This window comes from Pseudomonas sp. LBUM1661, from assembly GCF_059695925.1.
This window is the reverse complement of record NZ_CP166794.1, coordinates 5504226-5526041: the sequence shown is the minus strand read 5'-3', so window position 1 is coordinate 5526041 and position 21816 is coordinate 5504226. Positions and strand designations below refer to the sequence as shown.

The window sequence follows — 21816 nt, the reverse complement described above, 5'->3', positions numbered from 1 at the left end:
GCAATCGGTGCAGCGATGGGGTTTATACTGCGCCGCATCAAGCCATCACCGCGTTCCACAAAGGTTGACTCAATGTCCATGCGTAACGATGCCAACGACGACTTCGACGATGTACCGAGCCTGCGTGCCAACAGCCTCGACGACGATGATTTTGTGCCCACCGCTCGCACCACCGTGCATTCGCGGACCACGCCCGTGGTCAAGGTCAAAGGCCCGAGCACCGGCCCGTTGTGGGCGCTGGTCGGCGCGTTGCTCTTTGCGTTCGCCGGCCTTGCCTGGTGGAGCTTTCAGCAGATTTCGCTGATGGAACAGCAACTGGTGGCGACCCAGGAAAGCTTCGCGCGTATCAGTGAGGACGCGGCGGGGCGCTTGCAGGACATTTCCGGCAAGGTGGTCGCCAGCCAGACCAACGTGACCAGCGACAGCGAAGCCCTGAAGCTGCAAATCAAACAGCTGGAAAGCAAACTCCTGGACCAAAGCAAACAGCAGCAAGGTGTTGTCGGCCAGACGTCGGAGCTGGACAAGCGTCTGGCGCAGATGAGCGCGCAAACCACCGAACTGGACAAACGCCTGGCGCAGATCACCGCCCAGGCCACTGAGCAACAGACCGCCACCATCCAATTGCAGGCGCAGGTCAAAGTCTTGAACAGTGACGTGGCCGTGCTGAAAAGCGCCCCGGCGGACACTGACCAATTTGACGCCCAACTGAAAAGCCTCGGCGCCGACATTGTCGCGCTGAAGAAACAAGGTAATCCGAGCGCCGCCATCGAACGTCTGGAACAGGAAGTGGTTATCCTCAAAAGCCAACAGGACAACCGCCCGACGCCGGCCGCCGGTGCCGCCAACATTGCCGAGTTCGACGCTTTCCGTGGCCAGGTCACCCGCAACATCAACACCCTGCAAGCGCAGATCCAGAATCTGCAGCAACAACTGCGCGCCCGCCCGTAAGAGGCTCCTGTAGCAGCCTTCGGCAGCTGCTACAGGTGACCACTGCGTTTTCCTGAATACTCGTGCATATCCCCAAGCCGTCTACGCTCTTCAAACACCAGGAAGAACGGGGGATGCGCGATGGGGTTATTGCAGAAGTTGGCCGTGCTGGGCGCAATGCTCTGGCTGTGCCTCGGCCAGGCTCAGGCCGCCGGGACGGAAAAGGAGGACAGCCAGGCCGCCAAGGCGCTGTTGGAGAAAGCCTTGGCCTACTACCACGAGAATGGTGACAAAGCCTTCGCTGCCTTCAGCCGCCAGGGGGAGTTTGTCGACAAGGATCGTTATGTCTTCGTGCTCGACACCAAGGGCGTGATGCTCGCCAGCGGCGGGCCGTCTTCGGCGCTGATCGGACGTGATGTCTCCGAAACCCTCGGGCCGGATTTGCAGAAAGCCTTCAAGGACGCCCTGAAAGTCCCCGAAGGCAATGGCATTCAGCAGGCGGAGTACCGTTGGCAAAACTGGTCCGACGGCAAGGTCGAGCGCAAACACGTGTACTACCAGCGTATCGGCCAGCGGATTCTGGCGGTGGGTTACTACCTGCCACGAGCCTCGGCGGAACAGGCGATGGCGTTGCTGAACAAGGCAGCGGCCGATCTGGCCAAGGACGAGAAGGGCACGCTCACGGCGATCAACTCCCTGAAGGGCGGCTATTTGCAGGATGACCTGTATGTGTTCGTCGTCGACCTGAACACCCAGCGTTACGTCGCCCACGGCACCAACCTGCGGTTGATCAATACCGATTTCAGCAAGGTCAACGACCCGGAAGGCAAACCGGTAGGCGAGCCGATCCTGGCCTTGATCGCCAAGCAGGATTATGGCGAATACGAATACCGCTGGAAAAACCCGGTGACCGGGAAAGTCGAGGACAAACATGCCTACCTGAAAAAGGTCGGGCATTTTCTAGTGGCTGTCGGGTATTACAGCCCTTGATTTTATGGTGTCAGTGACGACGCCATCGCGGGCAAGCCCGCTCCCACAGGATTTGCAGGGTACTTGTGGGAGCGGGCTTGCCCGCGATGCCGGCGACTCAGTCTATCTATCGAACCTTATCCTCGCGCCCGCGCAACACCATGTTCGGCATCGCAATCGCCGCCGCCAACCCGAGCAACGACACCGCCGCGCTGACCATCAGCAAATGCCGAAAGGTCAGCAGCAGCTCTGCACGCAAGGCGTTCTGCGCATCCCCCGGCGCGGCGTTCAAACCATCGAGCAAGACATTCCCGGAATGGCCCTCGGCAATCAGCGTCGAGCCCGCCAGGTGGGCGAAACTCGAATCCTGCAACAACGCCAGCAGCAGCGCCGACATTAACGCCACGCCCACCGCGCCGCCCAACGAACGAAACAGGTTGGTGGTGCTGGTGGCCACGCCGATGTCCCGTTGCGCCACCGAGTTCTGCGTCCCGACCAGCGACGTCGGGAACTGCATGCCGGAGGCAATCCCGCTGAGCAACATGAACAGGCTGCTGAGCAAAACGGCCTGAGGCGCACTGAACGCCATTCCCAGAATTGAGATCGGCATCAGTAGGGCGCCACCGAGGATCATCGGCTTGTAGCGCCCGGTGACTGAGGTCCGGCGCCCGGCGAAATAGGCGCCGATCGGCAAGCCCATGGCCAGCGGCAACAGGTGCAGCGCGGCACTGTCGGCGCCGGCACCGGTGACGCTCTGGAAGCGCAGCGGCATCAATACGATCAATGAGATCGCCTGGAAACTGGTGAAGAAAATCGTGCACCAGCACAGAATCGCGTGGCGGTTGGCGAACAGGTGCATCGGCAGCAACGGCTCACGCGCCCGGCGCTCATGCCAGACAAACAGCGCCAGCACCAACACCGCACACCCGAGCAAACCCAGCACCTCGGCGCTGCGCCACGCATAACCCTGGCCAACCTGAGTGATGCCCAGCAGCAAACTGGTCAAACCGATGATCATCAGCACGGTGCCGAGGTAATCGATGATCGGTTTGCGCTGGGGCACCGGCAGCCCGACCAGCGTGCGATGGGCCACCAGCCACGCGCCGAGTCCCAACGGCAGGTTGATCAGGAACACCCAGCGCCAGGACAGGTACTCGGTCATGTAACCGCCGAATACCGGGCCTGCCACGCTGGCCACCGCGTACATGCTGCTGAAATAACCTTGATAGCGACCGCGCTCCCGAGGCGGCACGATGTCGCCGATGATCGCCTGGCTCACCGACACCATCCCGCCAGCCCCAATGCCCTGAATAATCCGCGCCAGCACCAATTGCTCCATGCTTTGCGCCATGCCGCAGAACAACGAAGCGATCGTGAACACGCCCATGCCGAACAGCATCAGCTTGCGTCGGCCGTACAGGTCGCCGAGCTTGCCGTAGATCGGCACCGCCACGGTCATCGCCACCATGTAGCCGGAAATCACCCAGGCCAGCAGGCTGACATCCTTGAATTGCGCGGAGATGGCCGGCATTGAAACGGCGACGATGGTCTGGTCCAGCGCGGCGAGAAAAATCGCCAGCATCAGGGCGATCAGCACGCTGCGAATGGCCGGTTTGGTTGTTTCAGGCTGGTTGAGATTGGTCACGGGTAGAACCTGCGGTGATGGACCCGCAAGAAGCGCGGCGAGCGGGAATGCTCGCCAGTGTAAGTCGATAGCAGGCTATTCGATAGCCTCGTATGGAAGCCCTACGTAATTTTCTGCAATGGTTTTTCGGCCGGCCTCGGAGTCGACGAAGTACGCCAGTTCCGACTCTGTAATGCGCTGGCTGAAGGCGTCGTGCTCATCGAAGCGATGCAGCATCGAAGTCATCCACCAGGAAAACCGTTCGGCTTTCCACACCCGGCGCAGGCAGACCTCGGAGTATTTCTCGAGCAAGTCGACCCGATCCTCGCGGTAAACCTTGAGCAGAATAGTGAACAGCGTACTGACGTCGCTCGCCGCCAGGTTCAGACCCTTGGCGCCAGTGGGCGGGACGATGTGCGCGGCATCGCCGACCAGGAACATCCGCCCGTACTGCATCGGTTCAACCACGAAACTGCGCAGCGGCGCGATGCTTTTTTCGATGGACGGCCCGGTCACCAGTTTTTCGGCCAATGCGGCTGGCAAACGGCTTTTGAGTTCATCCCAGAACCGCTGATCGGACCAGTGTTCGACCCGCTCATCCGCCGGCACCTGAAGGTAATAGCGAGTGCGCGTGGCCGAACGCATGCTGCACAAGGCAAAACCGCGCTCATGGCGGGCGTACACCAGCTCGTCGTGGACTGGCGGGGTGTCGGCCAGAATCCCCAGCCAGCCAAAGGGATAAACCCGCTCGAAGACTTTCAGGCACGCCTCAGGAATCGACTGCCGCGCCACACCATGGAAACCATCGCACCCGGCGATGTAGTCGCAATCGAGGCGATACAGTTCGCCGTCCTTCTCAAACGTCACGAACGGTTCTTCGGTTTTCATGCCCTGCGGCACGACGTTGCCGGCCTGGTAAATCGTCTGCGCGCCAGCGTCCCGACGAGCGGCCATCAGGTCACGGGTGACCTCGGTCTGGCCGTAAATCATCACGGTTTTGCCACCGGTCAGGGCGTGCAGGTCGATGTGTACCTGGCGCCCGCCGAGGGCCAGTTCGAAGCCGCCATGGACCAGCCCTTCGGTGTCCATGCGCTGGCCCACGCCGGCCTGGCGCAGCAGCTCTACCATGCCTTGTTCGAGGACGCCGGCACGGATTCGCCCGATTACATAGGCCGGGGTCTGGCGTTCGAGGATGAGGGTGTCGATGCCCGCGTTATGCAGCAACTGGCCGAGCAATAAACCGGCAGGGCCGGCACCGATAATGGCCACTTGGGTTTTCAGCATTTTCATTGTTTTTATGACTCGCAAGCTCCACACGACCAAGGCCGGTGAATGGTTTTTATGGATCGAGTGCTTGCATTTTTCACTTGCGAGTCCGTCAATTGAAGGTGAAAACTGAGCCGATACCTGTACATTCTGCCAATCGGTGCGATTATCGCCCGCTACCTCCCGAGGCCTGGATTGAAGTTATGAACAAGCCTGACCTGCCTTCGATTCCAGTGTTCAAACTCTACGGTGAAAGCCTGGACTGGCCGACCCCGGATTTGCTGCACTGTGAAACCATTTCCAAACGCAGCCGCGAGCATCAATGGGAAATCAAACCCCACCGCCACGCTGATTTGTGCCAGTTGCTCTTCGTATTCAAAGGTCAGGCAGAGCTTGAAATCGAAGGCAAACGCACGCAATTGACTGAACCGACAATCCTGATCCTGCCGCCGCTGTCGGTGCACGGTTATCGCTTTTCCGAGGACGTCGAAGGCTTTGTCGTGACCCTCGCCGCGCCGCTGGTGACTCATCTCCAGGCGCAACTGGGCAACTCGGTGAATGCCCTGGCCCAGGCCGAAAGCTATCCGGCGGGCAAGGACGGCGACTACCTCAACAGCCTGTTTGCGGCGCTGCAAAACGAATACACCGGTCATCAACCGGCCCGGGAAATGCTCATGCATTCGCTGGTCAGCGTGATCATGGTGTGGGTCAGCCGTCAGGTGATTCAGCGCCGCTCCGCCAGCCAACGTCCGCAACGGGCCCGGGAATACCTCAACGGTTTTATCCAGCTGGTGGAAGAGACCTATCGTCAGCACGTCAAGGTCGAGGACCTGGCGCATCGGCTGGGGATTTCGGTCTCGCACCTCAACGGCACGTGCCGTGAACTGGCGGGGCAACCGGCGTTGCAGATCATGCACGAACGTCAATTGCTGGAGGCCAAGCGCTTGCTGACCTACACCAGCATGACCATTTATGAGATGTCCGACGTGTTGGGGTTTTCCGATCCGACCAACTTCACGCGCCTGTTCCGACGTCGTGTGGGGATCTCGCCCAAGGCTTTTCGCGACCGCTTGAAGGCCGATCAGGACAACGAGGCCTGATCCCCTTCGTTACCGGAGGGCATTAAGAGTCGCGTTGTGGGGAATGCAGCGCTCGAAATTGCAGCTCGCGTAATCTCGGGGCAGTTGTCGCAACTGCTCAACGCGCCAGGCCGCCGTGCCATACAACGCCAGCGTGGCCGCGCAGGTGATGAAAATCGCGAGGTATCTTCTTGTTCTGGTCTTCATGGCGTGGACCTCTGAACGAATACCCTGAGGTATTACTTTCAGCATAGGTCAGGGGCGGTGAGTTGCCAGTCAGGCAGCCTGCGCGTGTAACGCGGTATTCAGGCCGCTGATGTCGCTTGTGGGAGCTGGCCTGCCAGCGATAGCGGACTGTCAGTCAGCATCTTGGTTGAATGTGACGACGCCATCGCAGGCAAGCCAGCTCCCACAGGGAAAGTGTTTACAGGCCGATATCCCACTCCGGTTCTTCGGGAAATCTCAGCACCAGGAAATCCAGCAGGCTGCGCAGCGCCGCCGGCATGTGTTTGCGTGAGGCATACACCGCGTACACGTTCATCTGCCGGGGTTCGGCCTGGGGCAGCAGGCGGATCAGCTCGCCGCTGTGGATATGCACGCCGGCCTGATAGCTGGGCAACATCGCCACACCCGCGCCGGCCATCGTCGCGCGCAACAGCGTGCTGGCCTCGTTGGCGCTGATGTTGCCCTGCACCGGCACCGAGACCGGCTCGCCGTCCTGCTCGAAATGCCAGAGGCTTTTGCCGAAGTAGGAGTGAGTCAGGCAGTTATGCAGGCTCAAGTCCTCGACCCGCTGCGGCGTCGGGTGTTCGCGCAGGTAGGCGGGAGAGGCGCAGATCACCGAGCGGCAGACCGTCAGTCGGCGCGCGATCAGGTTCGGGTCCAGGTCATTGCTGGTGCGAATCGCCAGATCGATGCGCTCATCCACCAGGTTCACCGTGCGGTCGAGCATCTGCATATCGATGCTGACGCCGGGGTAGCGCTTGACGTACGCGGCCATGGCGTCCGCCAGTTGCGCCTGGCCGAACGAGGTGCTGACGCTGATCCGCAGCAGGCCACGCGGTGCGTCATCCGGTTCGCTGACGGCGGCTTGCATGTCTGTGGATAAGTCGAGCATCTGCCGGCAGCGGGGCAGGATTTCGCTGCCGGCGGCGGTCAGGCTCAATTTGCGTGTGGTGCGGTGCATCAGGCGCGCGCCGATCCAGTCTTCGAGCTCCGCCAGATACCGCGAAATCACCGGCCGTGACAGGTCCAGATGATCGGCGGCGGCCGACTGGCTGCCGAGGTCGACCACCGTGACGAACACGCGCATTGCTTTTAGACGATCCATGATTTGCCCGCTTTCAGAAACAAACTATGTTCCAGCATCGCATTTTTTGTACTGAGTCAGGCAACTAAGCTCTGCCCCATCGCCATACACGGCAATCGGACCACGGAGCAACAGATGATCGGATTCACCTCTTTCAAGCGCGTTTTTCTAGCTGCCATGCTGGGGTTTACAGGCCATGCCGCGGCGGCATCGACGTTGACGCTGGATGTCTACAACCCTGGCGACAAGGCGATCTTTCCGGTGACTTCGGTACTGGTCAGCGGCGAGAAGGACGCGATCCTGGTCGACGCGCAATTCGGCAAGTCCCAGGCCGAGCAGGTGGTGGAAAAAATCCGCGCCAGTGGCAAGCGATTGACCACTATTTACATCAGCCACGGCGACCCTGATTACTACTTCGGTCTCGACACCCTGACCCGTGCATTCCCCGAGGCCAAGGTGCTCGCGTCGCAGCCTACGGTTGACCACATCAAGCAAACCGTCGACGGCAAACTGGCGTTCTGGGGCCCGAAAATGGGCGCTGACGTGCCGGCCAAAACTGTCGTGCCGGACGTGCTCAAAGGCGACAGTTTGATGCTCGAAGGGCAGAAGTTGCAGGTGCTCGGACTTGACGGCAAGCAACCGGACCGTAGCTTTGTGTGGATTCCTTCGATCAAGGCCGTGGTCGGTGGCGTGGTGGTCGCGGAAAACATCCATGTGTGGATGGCCGACACCCAAACGCCACAGTCCCATGCCGATTGGCTGGCTACGCTGCACGCCATCGAAACCCTGAAACCGAACATCATCGTGCCGGGGCATTACCTGGGTGAGAGCGCCCGTTCCCTGGCCGCCGTGCGGTTCACCGCCGATTACATCCAGGCGTTCGACGAAGAAACCGCCAAGGCCAAAGACGCCGCCGCGCTGATCGCCGCGATGAAAAAACGTTACCCGACACTGGGCGAAGAAAGCTCCCTGGAACTGAGCGCCAAAGTCGCCAAGGGCGAGATGAAGTGGTAACCCGCCGTACCCGAATCTGAAGCAGCTTTTGTGGCGAGGGAGCTTGCTCCCTCGCCACATAGAGCATCGACAACCCCACTGGAGAACGACATGCTTTTTGTCGCCGTCGGCAGAGTTTGTCGAAGGCGAGCGCACGGGCGTGTTTCGGATCGGCAAGGATGATTTGCTGGTGAGCAGTGCAGGGCGGAGCTGGATTACCTTCGCCGATTATGCGATTGCGATGCTCGATGAAGTGGAAGTGCCAAAGCATTCGCGGCAGCGGTTTACTATTGGGTATTGATGGTGCGGCGTAAATCCATTCGCGGGCAAGCCCGCTCCCACAGGATTTACGCAGTCCTGTGGGAGCGGGCTTGCCCGCGATGCTTTTAGGGTTTCAGCGGCTCTGAGCCTGCTCCACCAACCACCCCATCAATTCGCGCAATTTCGGCGAAGGTCCGGGTTTTTCCGGGAAAACCAGGTAATACGCCAGCCCCGTTTTCACCTTCAATTCAAACGGCATGACCAGTCTTCCAGCACTCAGGTCATCACCGATCAACGACCAATCGCCAATCGCCACGCCTGTCCCCTGGGACGCCATCGACATCGCCAGGTCCAGGGTTTCGAAGTGCTGACCCTTGGCGACATTGCTCAAGCGCACGTCAGCGGTGGCCAGCCAGGCTTTCCAGTCGCGTTCATCCCGAGTCGGGTGCAGCAACATGTGCTGTTCCAGATCTTCCGGCGCCAGCAGCGGCACCGGGCCTTCGAGCATCGGCTTGGAACAGACCGGCGTCAGTTGCTCGTCAAACAGTTTTTGCGACACCAATGAACTGTCCGGCGGCGCGCCGTACATCACGGCCGCATCGAACTGCTCACGATGAAAATCCACGCCATGCTTGACCGTGGTGGTCAATTCCACCGGCACATCCGGACGCTCCCGCTGCCACTGCACCAGCCGCGGCAACAGCCAGCGCATGATGCATGTCGGGGCCTTGAGTTGCAGGGTTTCGCGCTTCTCGCCGACCTGTTCGACGGCCTCGTCGATCAACTCGAAAATCTGCTGGACCCGTGGCAGCCACTCCCGTCCTTCGGCCGTCAAGTCGAGGCCCCGGGCCTGGCGAATGAACAGCTCATAACCCAGATGATCTTCCAGCCCGGCAATCTGCCGGCTCACCGCGCCCTGGGTGATGTGCAGTTGCTCGGCAGCCCGGGTGAAGTTGCAGCACTGCGCGGTGATCAGAAAAGTGTGCAATGCCGGAAGGGGAGGCAGTCGTTTCATTGGGATCCAAGGTATGACGTGAGGACATGGCTAGTATGACTTTTTATCCATTGTTGCGGCTACGTGTCGCCCGTTCCAATGAGGCCATCCCTGGACCTGCCCATCCATCATAAACACTGCGCAGGCCCAGCGTCTCAAACGAACAAAAAGGGCAAAGACATGGCGACGTGCGGCGAAGTATTGGTCAAGTTACTCGAGAATTACGGCGTTGAGCAGGTGTTCGGCATTCCCGGGGTTCACACCGTGGAGCTGTATCGCGGGCTGGCCCGTTCGAGCATCAACCACGTCACTCCGCGTCACGAACAGGGCGCCGGTTTCATGGCCGACGGCTACGCTCGCACCAGCGGCAAGCCGGGTGTGTGCTTCATCATCACCGGCCCCGGCATGACCAACATCACCACGGCGATGGGCCAGGCTTACGCCGATTCGATCCCGATGCTGGTGATCTCCAGCGTACAGACACGCAACCAGTTGGGCGGCGGACGCGGCAAGCTCCACGAGCTGCCAAACCAGAGCGCCTTGGTCGGCGGCGTGGCGGCGTTCTCCCACACCTTGATGTCGGCGTCCGAGCTGCCGGGCGTACTGGCCCGCGCTTTCGCCCTGTTCCAGGCCGGTCGTCCGCGCCCGGTGCACATCGAAATTCCTTTGGACGTGCTGGTCGAAGAAGCCGATGACCTGCTCGCCAGCCTGCCGGTGAACATCGACCGCGCCGGCGCCTCGCCGACCGCCATTTCGCGCATGACCGAATTGCTGGCCGGTGCGAAGCGGCCGCTGATTCTGGCCGGTGGCGGTTCCATCGATGCCGCTGCCGAACTGACTGAACTGGCCGAACTGCTGGACGCTCCGGTGGCGCTGACCATCAACGCCAAAGGCATGCTCGAATCCAACCATCCGTTGCTGATCGGTTCGACCCAGAGCCTGGTCGCGACCCGCGCCCTGGTGGCCGAAGCCGACGTGGTCCTGGCGATTGGCACCGAACTGGCCGAGACCGATTACGACGTGACCTTCGCTGGTGGCTTCGAGATTCCTGGCAAGCTGCTGCGCGTCGACATCGACCCGGACCAGACCGTACGCAACTACCCGCCGCACGTGGCGCTGGTGTCCGACTCGCGCAACGCCGCCCAGGCCTTGCTCAGCGCGTTGTCGCACAAGTCGCTGGCCGAGCGCCGCAACGATTGGGGCCAGGTGCGTGCCGCCCGTTTGCGTGAAGAACTCGCCGCCACGTGGGACGCTCCGACCCTGGCGCAGACACGCTTCCTGGAAACCGTCCTGCACGAATTGCCGGACGCGGTGTTCGTCGGCGATTCGACCCAACCGGTGTACACCGGCAACCTCACGTTCAACCCGGAACGCCCGCGTCGCTGGTTCAACTCGTCCACCGGTTACGGCACCCTCGGTTACGCCTTGCCGGCGGCGATTGGCGCCTGGCTGGGCGGCAGCGTCGAAAGCGGTGCGCGGCCTCCGGTGGTGTGCCTGATCGGCGACGGCGGCTTGCAATTCACCCTGCCGGAACTGGCCAGCGCCGTTGAAGCGCGCACGCCGGTGATCGTCCTGCTGTGGAATAACCAGGGCTACGAAGAGATCAAGAAGTACATGGTCAACCGCGCCATCGAACCGGTCGGCGTGGACATCTACACCCCGGATTTCATCGGTGTGGCCAAGGCGCTTGGCTGTGCAGCCGAAGCCGTCAACGGTGTCGACCAACTGCGCAACGCATTGCGCGTCGCCGCCGATCGCCAAGGCCCGACCCTGATTGAAATCGATCAGACCGTGTGGATGAAGGCGGTGTCGAAATGACGTTCCCGACTACGTTGGACGGACTGTTTATCAATGGCCAATGGTCGGCCGGCAACGAACATTTGCGCGTGATCAACCCGGCGACCGAAGCCCTGTTGACCACCGTCAACGGCGGCGATGCACACGCCGTTGAGCACGCCGTCAGTGCGGCGAGCCAAGCCTTCGGCGACTGGTCGAAAACCACGGGGGCCGAGCGCGGCGCGATCCTGCGCAAAATCGCCGCTGGCGTGCAGGCCGGGCGCGAACAGCTGATGCACTTGCAGTCGAGCAACAACGGCAAACCGTTGTTCGAAGCGGCCATCGACGTTGATGACGTGATCGCCACCTTCGAGTATTACGCCGGTCTGGCCGAAGGGCTCGATGCCAAGCAGGACAGCAATGTGGAACTGCCCACCGACGACTTCAGCGCCCGTGTGCGCCGCGAGCCGTGTGGCGTGGTCGGGCTGATCGTGCCGTGGAATTTCCCGATGGTCACCACCGCGTGGAAACTCGCCCCGGCCCTGGCCGCCGGCTGCTGCGTGGTGCTCAAACCTTCGGAAGTCACGCCGCTGCCGGAACTGGAACTGGCCGCGATCATCGCCGAAGCCGGTCTGCCCAAAGGCGTGTTCAACCTGGTCTGCGGCACCGGCCTGGCCGTCGGCGCGCCGCTGGCGGCTGATCCGCGTATCGCCAAGATTTCCTTCACTGGCAGCAACGCCGTCGGTGTGCAGGTCATGCAACGCGCGGCGGAAACTGTCAAAGGCGTGAGCCTGGAACTGGGCGGCAAGTCCTCGCTGCTGGTGCTCAAGGACGCCGACATCGAACTGGCCGTGGAAGTGGCCTGTGGTGGCGGCTTCTTCAACGCCGGGCAGATGTGCTCCGCCACCAGCCGTGTGTTGGTCGCCGATGAATTGGCCGAAGAATTCCTGAAGCGTCTGAAGACCCGCGCCGAAGCCATTCGCGTGGCCGACCCGTTCGACCCTGCCGTTGAGATGGGCGCACTGGTCAATCAGGCGCAATACCAGCGTGTACTGGGCCACATCGATCGCGGTTTGAGTGCCGGTGCCACGCTGATTTGCGGCGGTAATCGTCCCGCAGACCTGACCCGCGGCTATTTTTTGCAGCCGACGATTTTCACCGACGTGCCCCTCGACAGTGCGCTGTGGTGTGAAGAGATTTTTGGCCCGGTGATCTGCGTGCGCAGTTTCGCCTCCGAAGCCGAGGCAATCGCCCTGGCCAACGACAGCCAGTTCGGCCTGGTGGCCAGCGTGGTCACCCGCGACAACGCAGCCGCCGATCGCGTCGCCAACGCTTTGCAGGCAGGGCTTGTGTGGGTCAATGCGCCACAAGTGATCTTCCCGCAGACCGCCTGGGGTGGCTACAAACAGAGCAGCATCGGCCGCGAATTGGGCCCGTGGGGCTTGCAGGCTTTCCAGGAAATAAAACACGTGGTTCGCGCCCTCTGACGCCGATCCCTGTAGGCGCGAGCTCGCTCGCGATGAACGTCAACGATGACGCGGGGAGTCAGACAGCCCGCGTCGTTCGTGCCTCTTTTGCGAGCAAGCTCGCTCCTGCATGAGGCATGCGTCGGTGTCATGGCTTCAATGAGTTTTTATCGATAGTCAGTCGTTTTGTACAACCTCAGGATGAACTTGCCGGTGTAGCCAAGCCCCGAAAATACGGGGCCAATGCTGATCCGGTCGCGCGGATGCAACAGTTTCGACCTGCCTTATACCTACAAAAACAAAGGGAGTCCGTAATGGGCGAGCATGATCTGAACAGACGTCAATTCATCAAGACCGTGGGCGTAGCCTCGGTTGCCGCGGCCGCCATGAGCTTGCCGTTCGTCAAGGCCAATGCCAGTGACACACGCTTCCAGGGCAAGACCCTGCGTTTGCTGACCTGGTCCGATGACACCGGCCTTGCCGCACTGCGCAACATCGCCGCGACCTTCGAAGACAAGTACGGCTGCAAGGTCATCGCTGACCGCACCGGCAGTACTTCGGAAATGGTCGCCAAACTCAAGGCCGGCGGTGATCGTCCGCAGTACGACATCATCACCCTGGCCGGCGTCGGCGCTGAAGGTCTGGCCGCCGCCAACCTGCTGGAAAAACCCGACCTCAACCGCATCCCGAACCTGGTCGATGTACCGGAGAAATACCGCACCGGCGCCAATGGCCACGGCATCGGTTACTTGCTCTGGTGCAACAGCCTGGTCTACAGCACCCGCACCATCAAGGAAGCGCCGGACAGCTACGCCGCCCTGTGGGACGCGGAACTGTCGCCGAACATCTTCCTGCCGCCGCCGAACTGGACCGAGGCCATGGACCTGATCATCATCGCCGCCAAACTGGCCGGTGGTGACGAACACAACATTGAGCCGGGCTTCAAGAAACTCGCCGAGCTGAAAGATCGTGTGGTGACGTTGGGTGAAAACCCGAACCAGATCGCCGAGCTGTTCCGCACCGGTTCGCTGGACATGGGTGGCCTGTACGCACCGGCATTTTTCCCGAAACAGATTCGCGATCCGGCCTACGGCCTGGGCGCCACGTTCGGCATGAAGGAAGGCTTCTACACCGACCTGATGCTGTCGGTGATGCCGAAGAATCGTCCGGGCGATACCGACCTGGCCTACGCCTTCATCAACCACTCTCTGGACCCATTGGTGCAGGGCAAGATGGCGGAAGACATCTACAACGGCCCGGTCAACGCCAAGGCGATCATCTCCGCCGAAGCGCGCAAAAGCCCGTACATCCTCACGCCGGAGCAGATTGCCGAGAAGGCGATCATGCACGACAACGCCTTCCTGGCCTCCGTGCATGACCAATGGATTCGTCGTTACACGGAAATCTTTTCTTCCTGATTGAGTGATCAACACAGGATTTCAACCACTGAAAACCCTGTGGGAGCGGGCTTGCCCGCGATGACGGCCTACCTGTCGACAACGATGTGACTGACAGATCGCTATCGCGGGCAAGCCCGCTCCCACAGGGGCCGATGTGAATTCGAGTCTTGTGTTCGTTCAGCTGCTTTCCATTGACGAGACCCTTGCTATGGAACACCAACCTCTGACCCATCCGGTAAGCGCCATTCCTGCGCGTGCCAATCGGGGTGTTTCGCCGACGACGCGCGCCTGGTTTTTTCTCTCGCCGTCGATGCTGTTTCTGGGTGTGCTGATTGCCGCGAGCCTGTTGGTACTGCGCATGAGCGTGGGCACCAAAGGCGCGGAATGGACCGGGTTCAGCCTGGCCAGTTATGCCCAATTGCTGGAACCGTATTACCTCAAATCCTTGCTGCTGACCCTGCGCCTGGCCTTGATCAGCGCAGTGATTGCCGTGGTGCTGGCGATCCCGGTGGCGTACACCATGTCGCGGCTGACTTCACCCTTCGTGCGACGGATCTTCCTCGCCGCGGTGCTGTTGCCGTTGTTGGTCAACCTACTTCTGCAAAGCTACGGCTGGCTGGTGATTCTCGGCCCGGGCGGGATGCTCAATCAGGCGCTGATGGGCCTGGGCCTGATCAAGCGACCGATCATGCTGTTGTACAACCAGAACGGCGTGTTGATGGGCCTGGTGCAAACCGCGTTCCCGTTGGCTGTGTTGCCGATTGCCAGCGCCATGCGCGGCGTCGCTCGTACTTATGAAGAAGCCGCCGCGACCCTGGGCGCCAGTCGCTTTCAGGTGTTCCGCCAAGTGGTGTTGCCGATGAGCATGCCGGGGATCATCACCGGTGCGACGTTGGTGTTCGCCTACAACGCCAGCAGCTTCGTGGTGCCTTTGCTGCTCGGTGGCCGTCGTGTGCCGATGCTGGCGGTGATGGTGCATGACCAGATCGCTCCGTTGATGAACTGGCCCGCCGCCTCCGCTGCCGGTGTGGTGCTGATCGTCACCACCCTCGCGATCATGACCTTGTCCGAATTCATTACTGGCCGTCGTCGGCGCATGCTGGAGGCTTCGCAATGAGCACTGTGATCAAGAAGCGTTATGGGCTGTTGCCCGGCGAGACCGGCAAGTTTGCCGGCATCCTGTCAGGCTTCATCCTGCTGCTGGCGGTGTTGCCGATCCTGACCATGATCGTGATGTCGTTCAGCGGTGCGTCGAACCTCGACTTCCCGCCGAGCACCTACAGCCTGCAATGGTACAAGGCCGCCTGGAACACCTTCGTGTCGCCGGATTCCAGCGATGTGCTGAGCCTTGGCAAAGCCATGACCACCAGCCTGATGGTGGCGTGCCTGACCATGATCTTCGCGACGATTATTGCGGTGCCGGCAGCCTATGCCCTGACCCGTTGCGAGTTCCGCGGCAAGGCCGTGGCGCTGCAACTGATGTCGCTGCCATTGGTGTTCCCGATGGTGGTGTTGGGGCTGGCGTTATTGCTGGTGTTCGACAGCCTGCCGTTCCACATCACGACCTCGCGGCTGGTGATTGCCCACGTGATCCTGGCGCTGCCGTTCGTGGTGAAAAACTGCACCGCCGCGATGCTCTCCATCGGCAGCGAAGTCGAAGAGGCCGCGCAAATGCTCGGCGCCTCACCGCTGCGGGCGATTGTCGATGTGGTGGTGCCGTTGATGAAGTCGGGGATTCTGGCGGGGATGCTGCTGGCGTTCATCGTCTCGTTCAACGAATTCACCGTGACCTACTTCCTCTACACCATCGACGTCATGACCGTGCCGATCTGGATGTACAGCCGCACCGTGTCTTCGCTCGACCCAACCGTATTTTCGTTTGCCGTGCTGATCGTGCTGATCGACTTCGTCCTGATCTGGGCGTTGGAGAAGCTGGTCGGTGAAGGTGGCGTTTCGTTCTGATTCTTGAGGTGATTCATATGTCTGGTCTGATTCTGGAAAACGTCGAGAAACACTACGGCTCGGCCTGTGCGGTAAAGGATGTGAACCTGCATTTGCCCGAGGGCAAACTGGTGTGTTTCCTCGGCCCTTCGGGCTGCGGCAAAACCACGTTGCTGCGGATGATCGCCGGGCTCGAAACCCTGAGCGGCGGCGAGATTCGTCTGGACGGTGAAGACATCGGCCACACCCCGGCGCATCAACGTAATTTCGGCATGGTGTTTCAATCCCTGGCGCTGTTTCCGCACATGACCGTGGGCGAGAACATCGCTTATCCGCTGAAACTGCGTGGGGTCAGCAAGGCTGACCAGCAGGCGCGGGTGGTGGAACTGCTTGAGCTGATTCAATTGCAGGAAATGATTGATCGCCCGGTGGCCAAACTGTCCGGTGGCCAGCGTCAGCGCGTGGCGATTGCCCGGGCGATTGCCAACCACCCGAAAATCCTCCTGCTCGACGAACCGCTGTCGGCGCTGGATGCCAAGCTGCGCGAGTCGATGCAGGTGGAAATCCGTCAACTGCAACAGCGCTTGAACATCACCACCATCATGGTGACCCACGACCAGCGTGAAGCCATGACCATGGCCGATATCGTCGTCGTATTGGGCGAGCATCGCGTGCAGCAAGTGGGCACGCCAATCGAGATTTACCGGCACCCGGCCAACGAGTTCGTCGCGGACTTTATCGGTTCGGGCAACATCTTCCCGGCGACTGCGCTGGGCAACGGCAAGATCAGCTTGCCTGGTGGCGATGCGCTGGAAGTGCCGATCTGTAGCAGCATTGTGGTCGGTGAGAAAGTGAAGATGCTGATTCGCCCTGAGGACCTGCAACTGTCGCATCCGCAGGCAACGGCGGGTAATCGCTTGCTGGGCAAGGTGACGTTCGTGCGCGATATCGGTGCGACGATTGAAACGACCGTTGAGTGCTCAGGGGTTTCGTTTACCGCGCTGAGCACGCCGTGCCAGGGCTTTGGGTTGAGCATTGGCAACCCGGTGTCGGTGACCCTTCCGGCCGAGTCTTGCCGCGTACTCGGCGCCTGATCCACGGCTTGTATTGCCTGAACTGGCCTCATCGCCGGCAGGCCAGCTCCCACAGTGGATTATGGGTGGTCACCCCGTTGTGTGAACACCGACGATCCCTGTGGGAGCTGGCCTGCCAGCGATGGCGTCAACTGTCCCAGCAAAAAATCCGGATCAGACGGTCAACCGCAACCGCGCCAAATCCCTCAATGGCGGAGCCCCGAACAAGCGGCTGTACTCCCGGCTGAACTGCGAAGGGCTTTCATACCCAACCCGATATCCCGCCGCCGACGCTTCAAGCCCCTCCGCCAGCATCAACCGCCGCGCTTCCTGCAACCGCAGCTGCTTCTGATACTGCAACGGGCTCATCGCCGTCATCGCCTTGAACCGGTGATGCAACGTCGACACGCTCAGGTTAACTTCCTTCGCCAGATCATCAATGCGCAGCGGCTGCTCGAAATTGCCGTTGAGCCATTTGATCGCCTGGCTGATGCGGTGGCTCTGGCTGTTGGCGATGGCAATTTCATACAGCCGATAGCCCTGCGGGCTGCGCAACAACCGATAGAGAATCTCCCGACGAATCAGCGGCGCGAGCATGGCGATGTCTTTCGGCGTGTCCAGCAGGCGCGCCAGACGCAGCACGGCGTCGAGCATCGCCGTGTCGATCCGTTCGACATACAGGCCGCGGCCGGTAGGGCGGGTCGGTACGCCCAAGGGACCCGCGTCGGCAATCAGCGCCGTGATTTCCGCCGGATCAATGTCCAGTCGCACCGAGAGGATCGGTTCTTCAGACGTGACATTCACCACCCGCCCGCTCAGCGGCATCGAAACCGAGACCACCAGGTAATTCAGCGGGTCGTAATTGAAGTATTCGTCGGCCAGCCTGACCTCTTTGCTCCCCTGCGCCATGATGCACAACGCGGGTTGTGCCAGCACCGGGGCAAAGTCATGGGACTGGCTGTGTTTCGCCATGAACAGCGAGCCGACGGCAGTCGCATAATTGCCATCCTCCATCGTGTTGCGACGGATGATCGCGGCCAGTTCTGCGCGCTGTTTCTCCATATCGGCGTCCAGCGGGGCTTGAAAGTGATCGAGCGACGACATGCACGACATCCTCGGTGGGGCATGGATAATGAGTCGAGCTTAAGTTTGTGCAAGACGATGCGGTAGACACATCCTGCCTCAAGCTTGCCTGATTCTGCACTGAGTGCAGCCGCCGTGCCTCTACATCAGGGCAACGCCAGGCAAACTTGCTTGAAAGCCATGTTTCGTTGATGTGTATGCGTTTACAGGTTGTTACAGGTTTCTCTTGAAGCCGCGCAGGATTGTGCAATACGGCGGCAGGAATCGACTAACCGCAATGGACCGGGCGCCCTTAACCTTTGATCCTGTCGCAGCCCGCCCCACGGCTGCGGTCGACTACCTGGGAGGGTTGAACATGTCTACGCAGATCCCCGTCAGTCATATGGCCTTTGTCCGTGCCCGCGCCGGGCGTTCGTCGGAACTCGGTGCGCGCCTGAGCGCCTTGATCGAGCCGTCCCGCACCGCGCCGGGTTGCCTGAGCTTTGCCTTGCAGCATTCGCAATGCGATCCCGAGTTGTGGCTGGTGTCCGGTTTCTGGACCAGTCAGCAGGCCATGACGGCTTATTTCGGTAGCCCGGCGATGCAGGTTTTTGCCGAGTTGGTGCAAGACCTGGTGGTCAACAGCCTGGATTTCCATACCTTCAGGGAAGTGTCGGCAGCCCAGGCGCTTGGTCACCCACAGGCACCGGTACACAAACTGGCCGGTTGAGGGTTTAATGGCTCCACTCTCAATCAGCCAGGATCCGCGACATGGCACGTAAAGCCTTTGATCATTTCGAAGCTGTTTCCGCTGTAGTACCGGGCGAGGGTGGCTACCACGCCGCGATCGCCGTCAAAGCCATCGGTGGCACCGGTGCGCCACGTTTTCACAAAGTGCTTGAGGGCCAAGTCTTCAAGACGGCAAACGAAGCCGATCTGGCCGCCGCCAAAGAGCTGACCCGCCTCAAAGACGTTAAAGAAGACGCTGACCTGCTCTGGTAAGTTATTTTTTCGCCCCTGGGCGATACATTTTGAACAATGCCTCAGGCCCCAGCTGGAAATAATCCGCTGGCCCGCCGCCGCGCAGAATCGGTTCTGCCGCGGCGGTGTCGTACACCCCATCCTTCAACAACCATTTGGCGATATGCACGGCGACCACTTCGCCGAGAATCAGCCAGCTCGGCACCACGTTTCCGTCGGCCCGCTGCAACTGAATGATCTGCGTGACCTTGCATTCGAAGGACACCGGGCTTTCGGCGACGCGTGGCACCCGAATGAGGGTCGAGGCGGCAGGCGTCAGCCCGGACAGCTCGAATTCGTTGGTGTCGGGCGGGACCATGGCGCTGCTCTGGTTCATCCGCTCGGCCAGTGGCCGGGTCGCCAGGTTCCAGGCGAATTCGCCGGTCTGTTCGATGTTGTTCAGGCTGTCTTTGCGCCCTACGCTGGAAAAACCAATGATCGGCGGAATGTAGTTGAAGGCGTTGAAGAAGCTGTAGGGCGCCAGGTTCAGGCGACCCTCGGCATCCTGCGAAGAAATCCAGCCGATGGGACGCGGGCCGACGATGGCGTTGAACGGATCGTGGGGCAGGCCGTGGCCGTTGGCGGGTTCGTAGTAGTGGATATCGTCGGGCATGGAAGGGCTTCCTGAGGCTTCATTCGCGATCGCGCCATAGTGCAAGGACGAACGGTTAATTTCCAGCGATGCGCTCCCACACTGGTTATGTGTCGATTCCGGGATTTGCTTTCCCCCAGATATAAGTAAGCCCGGCCGGGGCCGGGCTGTGAACGTTCCTGCCGCTATCAACCAATAGCTTCTGCGGTGCCGGTTTTATCGAAGCCGTCGGCGGCATAGGTGTCCGAGTGGGTGCGCTCGATGGCGGCGCTGGCTTCGGAGGCAAAGGAGGCTGAGCCGGTTTTGTCGTAACCGTCGGCAGCGAAGGTGTTGGCGGCCAGTACGGAAAGGGCCAGGGCGAGGATCAGTTGGATTTTCATGATGTGGACTCCAGATTCGTTCGCAGTGAATACGGTTCAGGCGCTGATTCAGGGCCTGTAACGGATATACGTGCGCCGCGTTGATATGGATGCGGTCAGTTGCAGAATGCTGCTGGAGCATTAACCGATCGTTATCTGCTGGAGGGGTGTTGCGAGGGTGTCTTGGTACCGAGGCGTCCCCATCGCGGGCAAGCCCGCTCCCACAGTTCTGGTGTATACCAATCCAGTGTGGGAGCGGGCTTGCCCGCGATGGGGCCATTACAGCCACCATCAATCTTGCTATCAGTCGGTCTCGATCCGCGAATGCTTGCGGGTGTCTTTCATGGTCACATAGACCAGCAACGACACGGCAATACAGGCAGTGACATACCAGTAGTAGCCGGTTTCCATGCCGATGCTCTTGAACCACAGTGCGATGTATTCAGCGGTACCGCCGAAGATCGACACGGTCAGTGCATACGGCAAACCAACGCCCAGGGCACGGATCTCGGTCGGGAACAGTTCGGCTTTCACCACGGCGTTGATCGAGGTGTAGCCGCTGACGATGATCAGCGCCGCCATGATCAGGAAGAACGCGCCCCACCAAGTGGTGATGGTGTGGAGGGTGGTGAGGATCGGCACGGTGAATAACGTCCCCAGAACGCCGAAGGCAATCAGGATTGGCCGACGACCGATCTTGTCCGACAGCCCGCCCACCAGCGGTTGCAGGCACATGAACAGGAACAGCGTGGCGGCAGAAATGGTGGTGGAGTCGGAGATGCTCATGCCGACGGTGTTCACCAGGTATTTCTGCATGTACGTGGTGTAGGTGTAGAACGCCAAGGTGCCGCCCATGGTCAGGCCGACCACGGTCATCAGTTCCTTTGGATGGCGCATCAAGGTGCGCATTGCGCTCTCCTTGGCCTTGGCTTTCTTGGTGAACGACTCGGTTTCTTCCATGCCACGACGCAGGTAGAGCGCGACCACGGCACACAGTGCGCCGATGGCGAACGGGATACGCCAGCCCCAGGCATACAATTCTTCGGTGGTCAGCACGTTTTGCAGCACGATCAGCACGCCCAGCGCGATGAGCTGGCCGGAGATCAGGGTTACATACTGGAAACTGGAGAAGAAGCCGCGACGTTCCTTGGTCGCCATCTCGCTGAGGTACGTCGCCGAGGTGCCGTATTCGCCACCGACCGACAGGCCTTGCAGCAAACGCGCGAACACCAGCAGGATCGGCGCGCCGATGCCGATGGTTTCATAACCGGGGCTGAGGGCGATCAGCAGGGAGCCGAAGCACATCAGGTACACCGACGCCATCAACGCCTTTTTGCGTCCGACTTTGTCGGCATACAGGCCCATCAGCCAGCCGCCGATCGGACGCATCAGGAAGCCCACGGCGAAGATCGCAGCGGTGTTCAGCAGTTGTGCGGTGGTGTCGCCTTTAGGGAAAAAGGCCTTGGCGAAGTACAGGGAGAAGGCGGCATAGACGTACCAGTCATACCATTCGACCATGTTGCCGACCGAGCCACTGAAGATCGATTTGATGCGGCTGGACGTGGTTCTTGCTTTGGCCGGCACGGCAGCCGACCCAAGCGGCAGGGTATTGGAGTTATCCATTGAAGGATCCTTCGTTTAATTGTTTTTGTGGAGCGCGTTCAAACGCAGCCTGCCTGGGCTATAGCAGGAGCTGTGCCAATCG

The 21816-nt window shown here is 60.6% G+C and carries 20 protein-coding genes and 1 pseudogene; 13 read left to right on the top strand and 8 right to left on the bottom strand.

Going from position 1 to position 21816, the window contains the following annotated elements; genetic code table 11:
- Positions 1-72: 72 nt before the first annotated feature.
- Together ACA057_RS25360 and ACA057_RS25355 are read left to right on the top strand one after the other, a co-directional pair.
- A complete protein-coding gene (locus tag ACA057_RS25360; RefSeq protein WP_497343304.1) occupies positions 73-948 on the top strand; it encodes an ATPase in 876 nt (291 codons plus the stop codon).
- Positions 949-1068: 120 nt separating this feature from the next.
- Entirely contained in the window at positions 1069-1917 is an 849-nt protein-coding gene (locus ACA057_RS25355) for a cache domain-containing protein (RefSeq protein WP_497343302.1), read from the top strand.
- A gap of 106 nt (positions 1918-2023) precedes the next feature.
- Here ACA057_RS25355 and ACA057_RS25350 read toward each other — a convergent pair whose 3' ends face one another.
- Both ACA057_RS25350 and pobA read right to left on the bottom strand, forming a co-directional pair.
- Positions 2024-3541, bottom strand: a complete 1518-nt coding sequence (locus ACA057_RS25350) for an MDR family MFS transporter (RefSeq protein WP_497343300.1) — start codon at positions 3539-3541, stop codon at positions 2024-2026.
- 75 nt (positions 3542-3616) lie between these two features.
- Positions 3617-4810, bottom strand: coding sequence for a 4-hydroxybenzoate 3-monooxygenase (gene pobA, locus ACA057_RS25345; protein ID WP_497343298.1), 1194 nt, complete (start codon positions 4808-4810; stop codon positions 3617-3619).
- A 179-nt stretch (positions 4811-4989) separates the two neighbouring features.
- Here pobA and ACA057_RS25340 point away from each other — a divergent pair, with 179 nt between their 5' ends.
- A complete protein-coding gene (locus ACA057_RS25340) occupies positions 4990-5886 on the top strand; it encodes a helix-turn-helix domain-containing protein (protein ID WP_401364054.1) in 897 nt (298 codons plus the stop codon).
- A gap of 403 nt (positions 5887-6289) precedes the next feature.
- Here the strand turns inward: ACA057_RS25340 and ACA057_RS25335 are convergent, their stop codons facing one another.
- Positions 6290-7195 carry a LysR family transcriptional regulator gene (locus tag ACA057_RS25335; protein WP_497343296.1) on the bottom strand — a complete coding sequence of 302 codons (906 nt, stop codon included), beginning with the start codon at positions 7193-7195 and terminating at the stop codon, positions 6290-6292.
- A 114-nt stretch (positions 7196-7309) separates the two neighbouring features.
- Between ACA057_RS25335 and ACA057_RS25330 the strand changes: the two genes are divergently transcribed.
- A complete protein-coding gene (locus ACA057_RS25330) occupies positions 7310-8188 on the top strand; it encodes an MBL fold metallo-hydrolase (protein ID WP_497343294.1) in 879 nt (292 codons plus the stop codon).
- A gap of 94 nt (positions 8189-8282) precedes the next feature.
- Positions 8283-8468, top strand: a pseudogene (locus tag ACA057_RS25325) (NAD(P)-dependent oxidoreductase); the annotation flags it as partial.
- Between the two features lie 93 nt (positions 8469-8561).
- Here ACA057_RS25325 and ACA057_RS25320 read toward each other — a convergent pair.
- Entirely contained in the window at positions 8562-9443 is an 882-nt protein-coding gene (locus ACA057_RS25320) for a LysR substrate-binding domain-containing protein (protein ID WP_497343292.1), read from the bottom strand.
- 159 nt (positions 9444-9602) lie between these two features.
- Between ACA057_RS25320 and ACA057_RS25315 the strand changes: the two genes are divergently transcribed.
- The 6 genes from ACA057_RS25315 to ACA057_RS25290 all read left to right on the top strand — a co-directional run bounded on the left by ACA057_RS25315 (position 9603) and on the right by ACA057_RS25290 (position 17099).
- Entirely contained in the window at positions 9603-11240 is a 1638-nt protein-coding gene (locus tag ACA057_RS25315; RefSeq protein ID WP_497343290.1) for a 5-guanidino-2-oxopentanoate decarboxylase, read from the top strand.
- A complete protein-coding gene (locus ACA057_RS25310; protein ID WP_497343288.1) occupies positions 11237-12685 on the top strand; it encodes an aldehyde dehydrogenase family protein in 1449 nt (482 codons plus the stop codon). Before ACA057_RS25315 ends, ACA057_RS25310 begins: the two co-directional genes overlap by 4 nt.
- A 293-nt stretch (positions 12686-12978) precedes the next feature.
- Entirely contained in the window at positions 12979-14082 is a 1104-nt protein-coding gene (locus ACA057_RS25305) for an ABC transporter substrate-binding protein (protein WP_280162079.1), read from the top strand.
- Between the two features lie 190 nt (positions 14083-14272).
- On the top strand, positions 14273-15181 hold the full coding sequence (locus tag ACA057_RS25300) for an ABC transporter permease (RefSeq protein WP_497343285.1): 909 nt from the start codon (positions 14273-14275) through the stop codon (positions 15179-15181).
- The gene (locus ACA057_RS25295) at positions 15178-16026 is read left to right on the top strand and encodes an ABC transporter permease (protein ID WP_497343283.1); all 849 of its coding nucleotides are present in this window, start codon (positions 15178-15180) and stop codon (positions 16024-16026) included. The genes ACA057_RS25300 and ACA057_RS25295 overlap by 4 nt, the downstream gene beginning before the upstream one ends.
- 17 nt (positions 16027-16043) lie before the next feature.
- The gene (locus ACA057_RS25290) at positions 16044-17099 is read left to right on the top strand and encodes an ABC transporter ATP-binding protein (protein WP_497343281.1); all 1056 of its coding nucleotides are present in this window, start codon (positions 16044-16046) and stop codon (positions 17097-17099) included.
- A 153-nt stretch (positions 17100-17252) separates the two neighbouring features.
- On the opposite strand, the gene ACA057_RS25285 is transcribed toward ACA057_RS25290, so the two are convergent.
- Positions 17253-18182 carry an AraC family transcriptional regulator gene (locus ACA057_RS25285; protein WP_497343279.1) on the bottom strand — a complete coding sequence of 310 codons (930 nt, stop codon included), beginning with the start codon at positions 18180-18182 and terminating at the stop codon, positions 17253-17255.
- 334 nt (positions 18183-18516) lie between these two features.
- Between ACA057_RS25285 and ACA057_RS25280 the strand changes: the two genes are divergently transcribed.
- Positions 18517-18870, top strand: coding sequence for a putative quinol monooxygenase (locus tag ACA057_RS25280; protein ID WP_401364092.1), 354 nt, complete (start codon positions 18517-18519; stop codon positions 18868-18870).
- A 41-nt stretch (positions 18871-18911) separates the two neighbouring features.
- On the top strand, positions 18912-19142 hold the full coding sequence (locus ACA057_RS25275; protein WP_497343277.1) for a hypothetical protein: 231 nt from the start codon (positions 18912-18914) through the stop codon (positions 19140-19142).
- Position 19143: 1 nt separating this feature from the next.
- On the opposite strand, the gene ACA057_RS25270 is transcribed toward ACA057_RS25275, so the two are convergent.
- From ACA057_RS25270 to ACA057_RS25260, 3 genes are all read right to left on the bottom strand, one after another.
- A complete protein-coding gene (locus ACA057_RS25270) occupies positions 19144-19773 on the bottom strand; it encodes a flavin reductase family protein (RefSeq protein ID WP_497343275.1) in 630 nt (209 codons plus the stop codon).
- Between the two features lie 167 nt (positions 19774-19940).
- Positions 19941-20132, bottom strand: a complete 192-nt coding sequence (locus tag ACA057_RS25265) for a hypothetical protein (RefSeq protein ID WP_401364098.1) — start codon at positions 20130-20132, stop codon at positions 19941-19943.
- Positions 20133-20414: 282 nt separating this feature from the next.
- Positions 20415-21734: an MFS transporter gene (locus tag ACA057_RS25260; RefSeq protein ID WP_497343273.1), complete on the bottom strand. Its 1320-nt coding sequence runs from the start codon at positions 21732-21734 to the stop codon at positions 20415-20417.
- Between the last annotated feature and the right edge of the window lie 82 nt (positions 21735-21816).

Excerpts from the sequence above, each read along its gene's own strand:
- ACA057_RS25360 (WP_497343304.1), top strand. The coding sequence starts at position 73 with ATGTCCATGCGTAACGATGCCAACGACGACTTCGACGATGTACCGAGC.
- ACA057_RS25355 (WP_497343302.1), top strand. The coding sequence starts at position 1,069 with ATGGGGTTATTGCAGAAGTTGGCCGTGCTGGGCGCAATGCTCTGGCTG.
- pobA (WP_497343298.1), bottom strand. The coding sequence starts at position 4,810 with ATGAAAATGCTGAAAACCCAAGTGGCCATTATCGGTGCCGGCCCTGCC.
- ACA057_RS25340 (WP_401364054.1), top strand. The coding sequence starts at position 4,990 with ATGAACAAGCCTGACCTGCCTTCGATTCCAGTGTTCAAACTCTACGGT.
- ACA057_RS25335 (WP_497343296.1), bottom strand. The coding sequence starts at position 7,195 with ATGGATCGTCTAAAAGCAATGCGCGTGTTCGTCACGGTGGTCGACCTC.
- ACA057_RS25330 (WP_497343294.1), top strand. The coding sequence starts at position 7,310 with ATGATCGGATTCACCTCTTTCAAGCGCGTTTTTCTAGCTGCCATGCTG.
- ACA057_RS25320 (WP_497343292.1), bottom strand. The coding sequence starts at position 9,443 with ATGAAACGACTGCCTCCCCTTCCGGCATTGCACACTTTTCTGATCACC.
- ACA057_RS25315 (WP_497343290.1), top strand. The coding sequence starts at position 9,603 with ATGGCGACGTGCGGCGAAGTATTGGTCAAGTTACTCGAGAATTACGGC.
- ACA057_RS25310 (WP_497343288.1), top strand. The coding sequence starts at position 11,237 with ATGACGTTCCCGACTACGTTGGACGGACTGTTTATCAATGGCCAATGG.
- ACA057_RS25305 (WP_280162079.1), top strand. The coding sequence starts at position 12,979 with ATGGGCGAGCATGATCTGAACAGACGTCAATTCATCAAGACCGTGGGC.
- ACA057_RS25300 (WP_497343285.1), top strand. The coding sequence starts at position 14,273 with ATGGAACACCAACCTCTGACCCATCCGGTAAGCGCCATTCCTGCGCGT.
- ACA057_RS25295 (WP_497343283.1), top strand. The coding sequence starts at position 15,178 with ATGAGCACTGTGATCAAGAAGCGTTATGGGCTGTTGCCCGGCGAGACC.
- ACA057_RS25290 (WP_497343281.1), top strand. The coding sequence starts at position 16,044 with ATGTCTGGTCTGATTCTGGAAAACGTCGAGAAACACTACGGCTCGGCC.
- ACA057_RS25285 (WP_497343279.1), bottom strand. The coding sequence starts at position 18,182 with ATGTCGTCGCTCGATCACTTTCAAGCCCCGCTGGACGCCGATATGGAG.
- ACA057_RS25280 (WP_401364092.1), top strand. The coding sequence starts at position 18,517 with ATGTCTACGCAGATCCCCGTCAGTCATATGGCCTTTGTCCGTGCCCGC.
- ACA057_RS25275 (WP_497343277.1), top strand. The coding sequence starts at position 18,912 with ATGGCACGTAAAGCCTTTGATCATTTCGAAGCTGTTTCCGCTGTAGTA.
- ACA057_RS25270 (WP_497343275.1), bottom strand. The coding sequence starts at position 19,773 with ATGCCCGACGATATCCACTACTACGAACCCGCCAACGGCCACGGCCTG.
- ACA057_RS25265 (WP_401364098.1), bottom strand. The coding sequence starts at position 20,132 with ATGAAAATCCAACTGATCCTCGCCCTGGCCCTTTCCGTACTGGCCGCC.
- ACA057_RS25260 (WP_497343273.1), bottom strand. The coding sequence starts at position 21,734 with ATGGATAACTCCAATACCCTGCCGCTTGGGTCGGCTGCCGTGCCGGCC.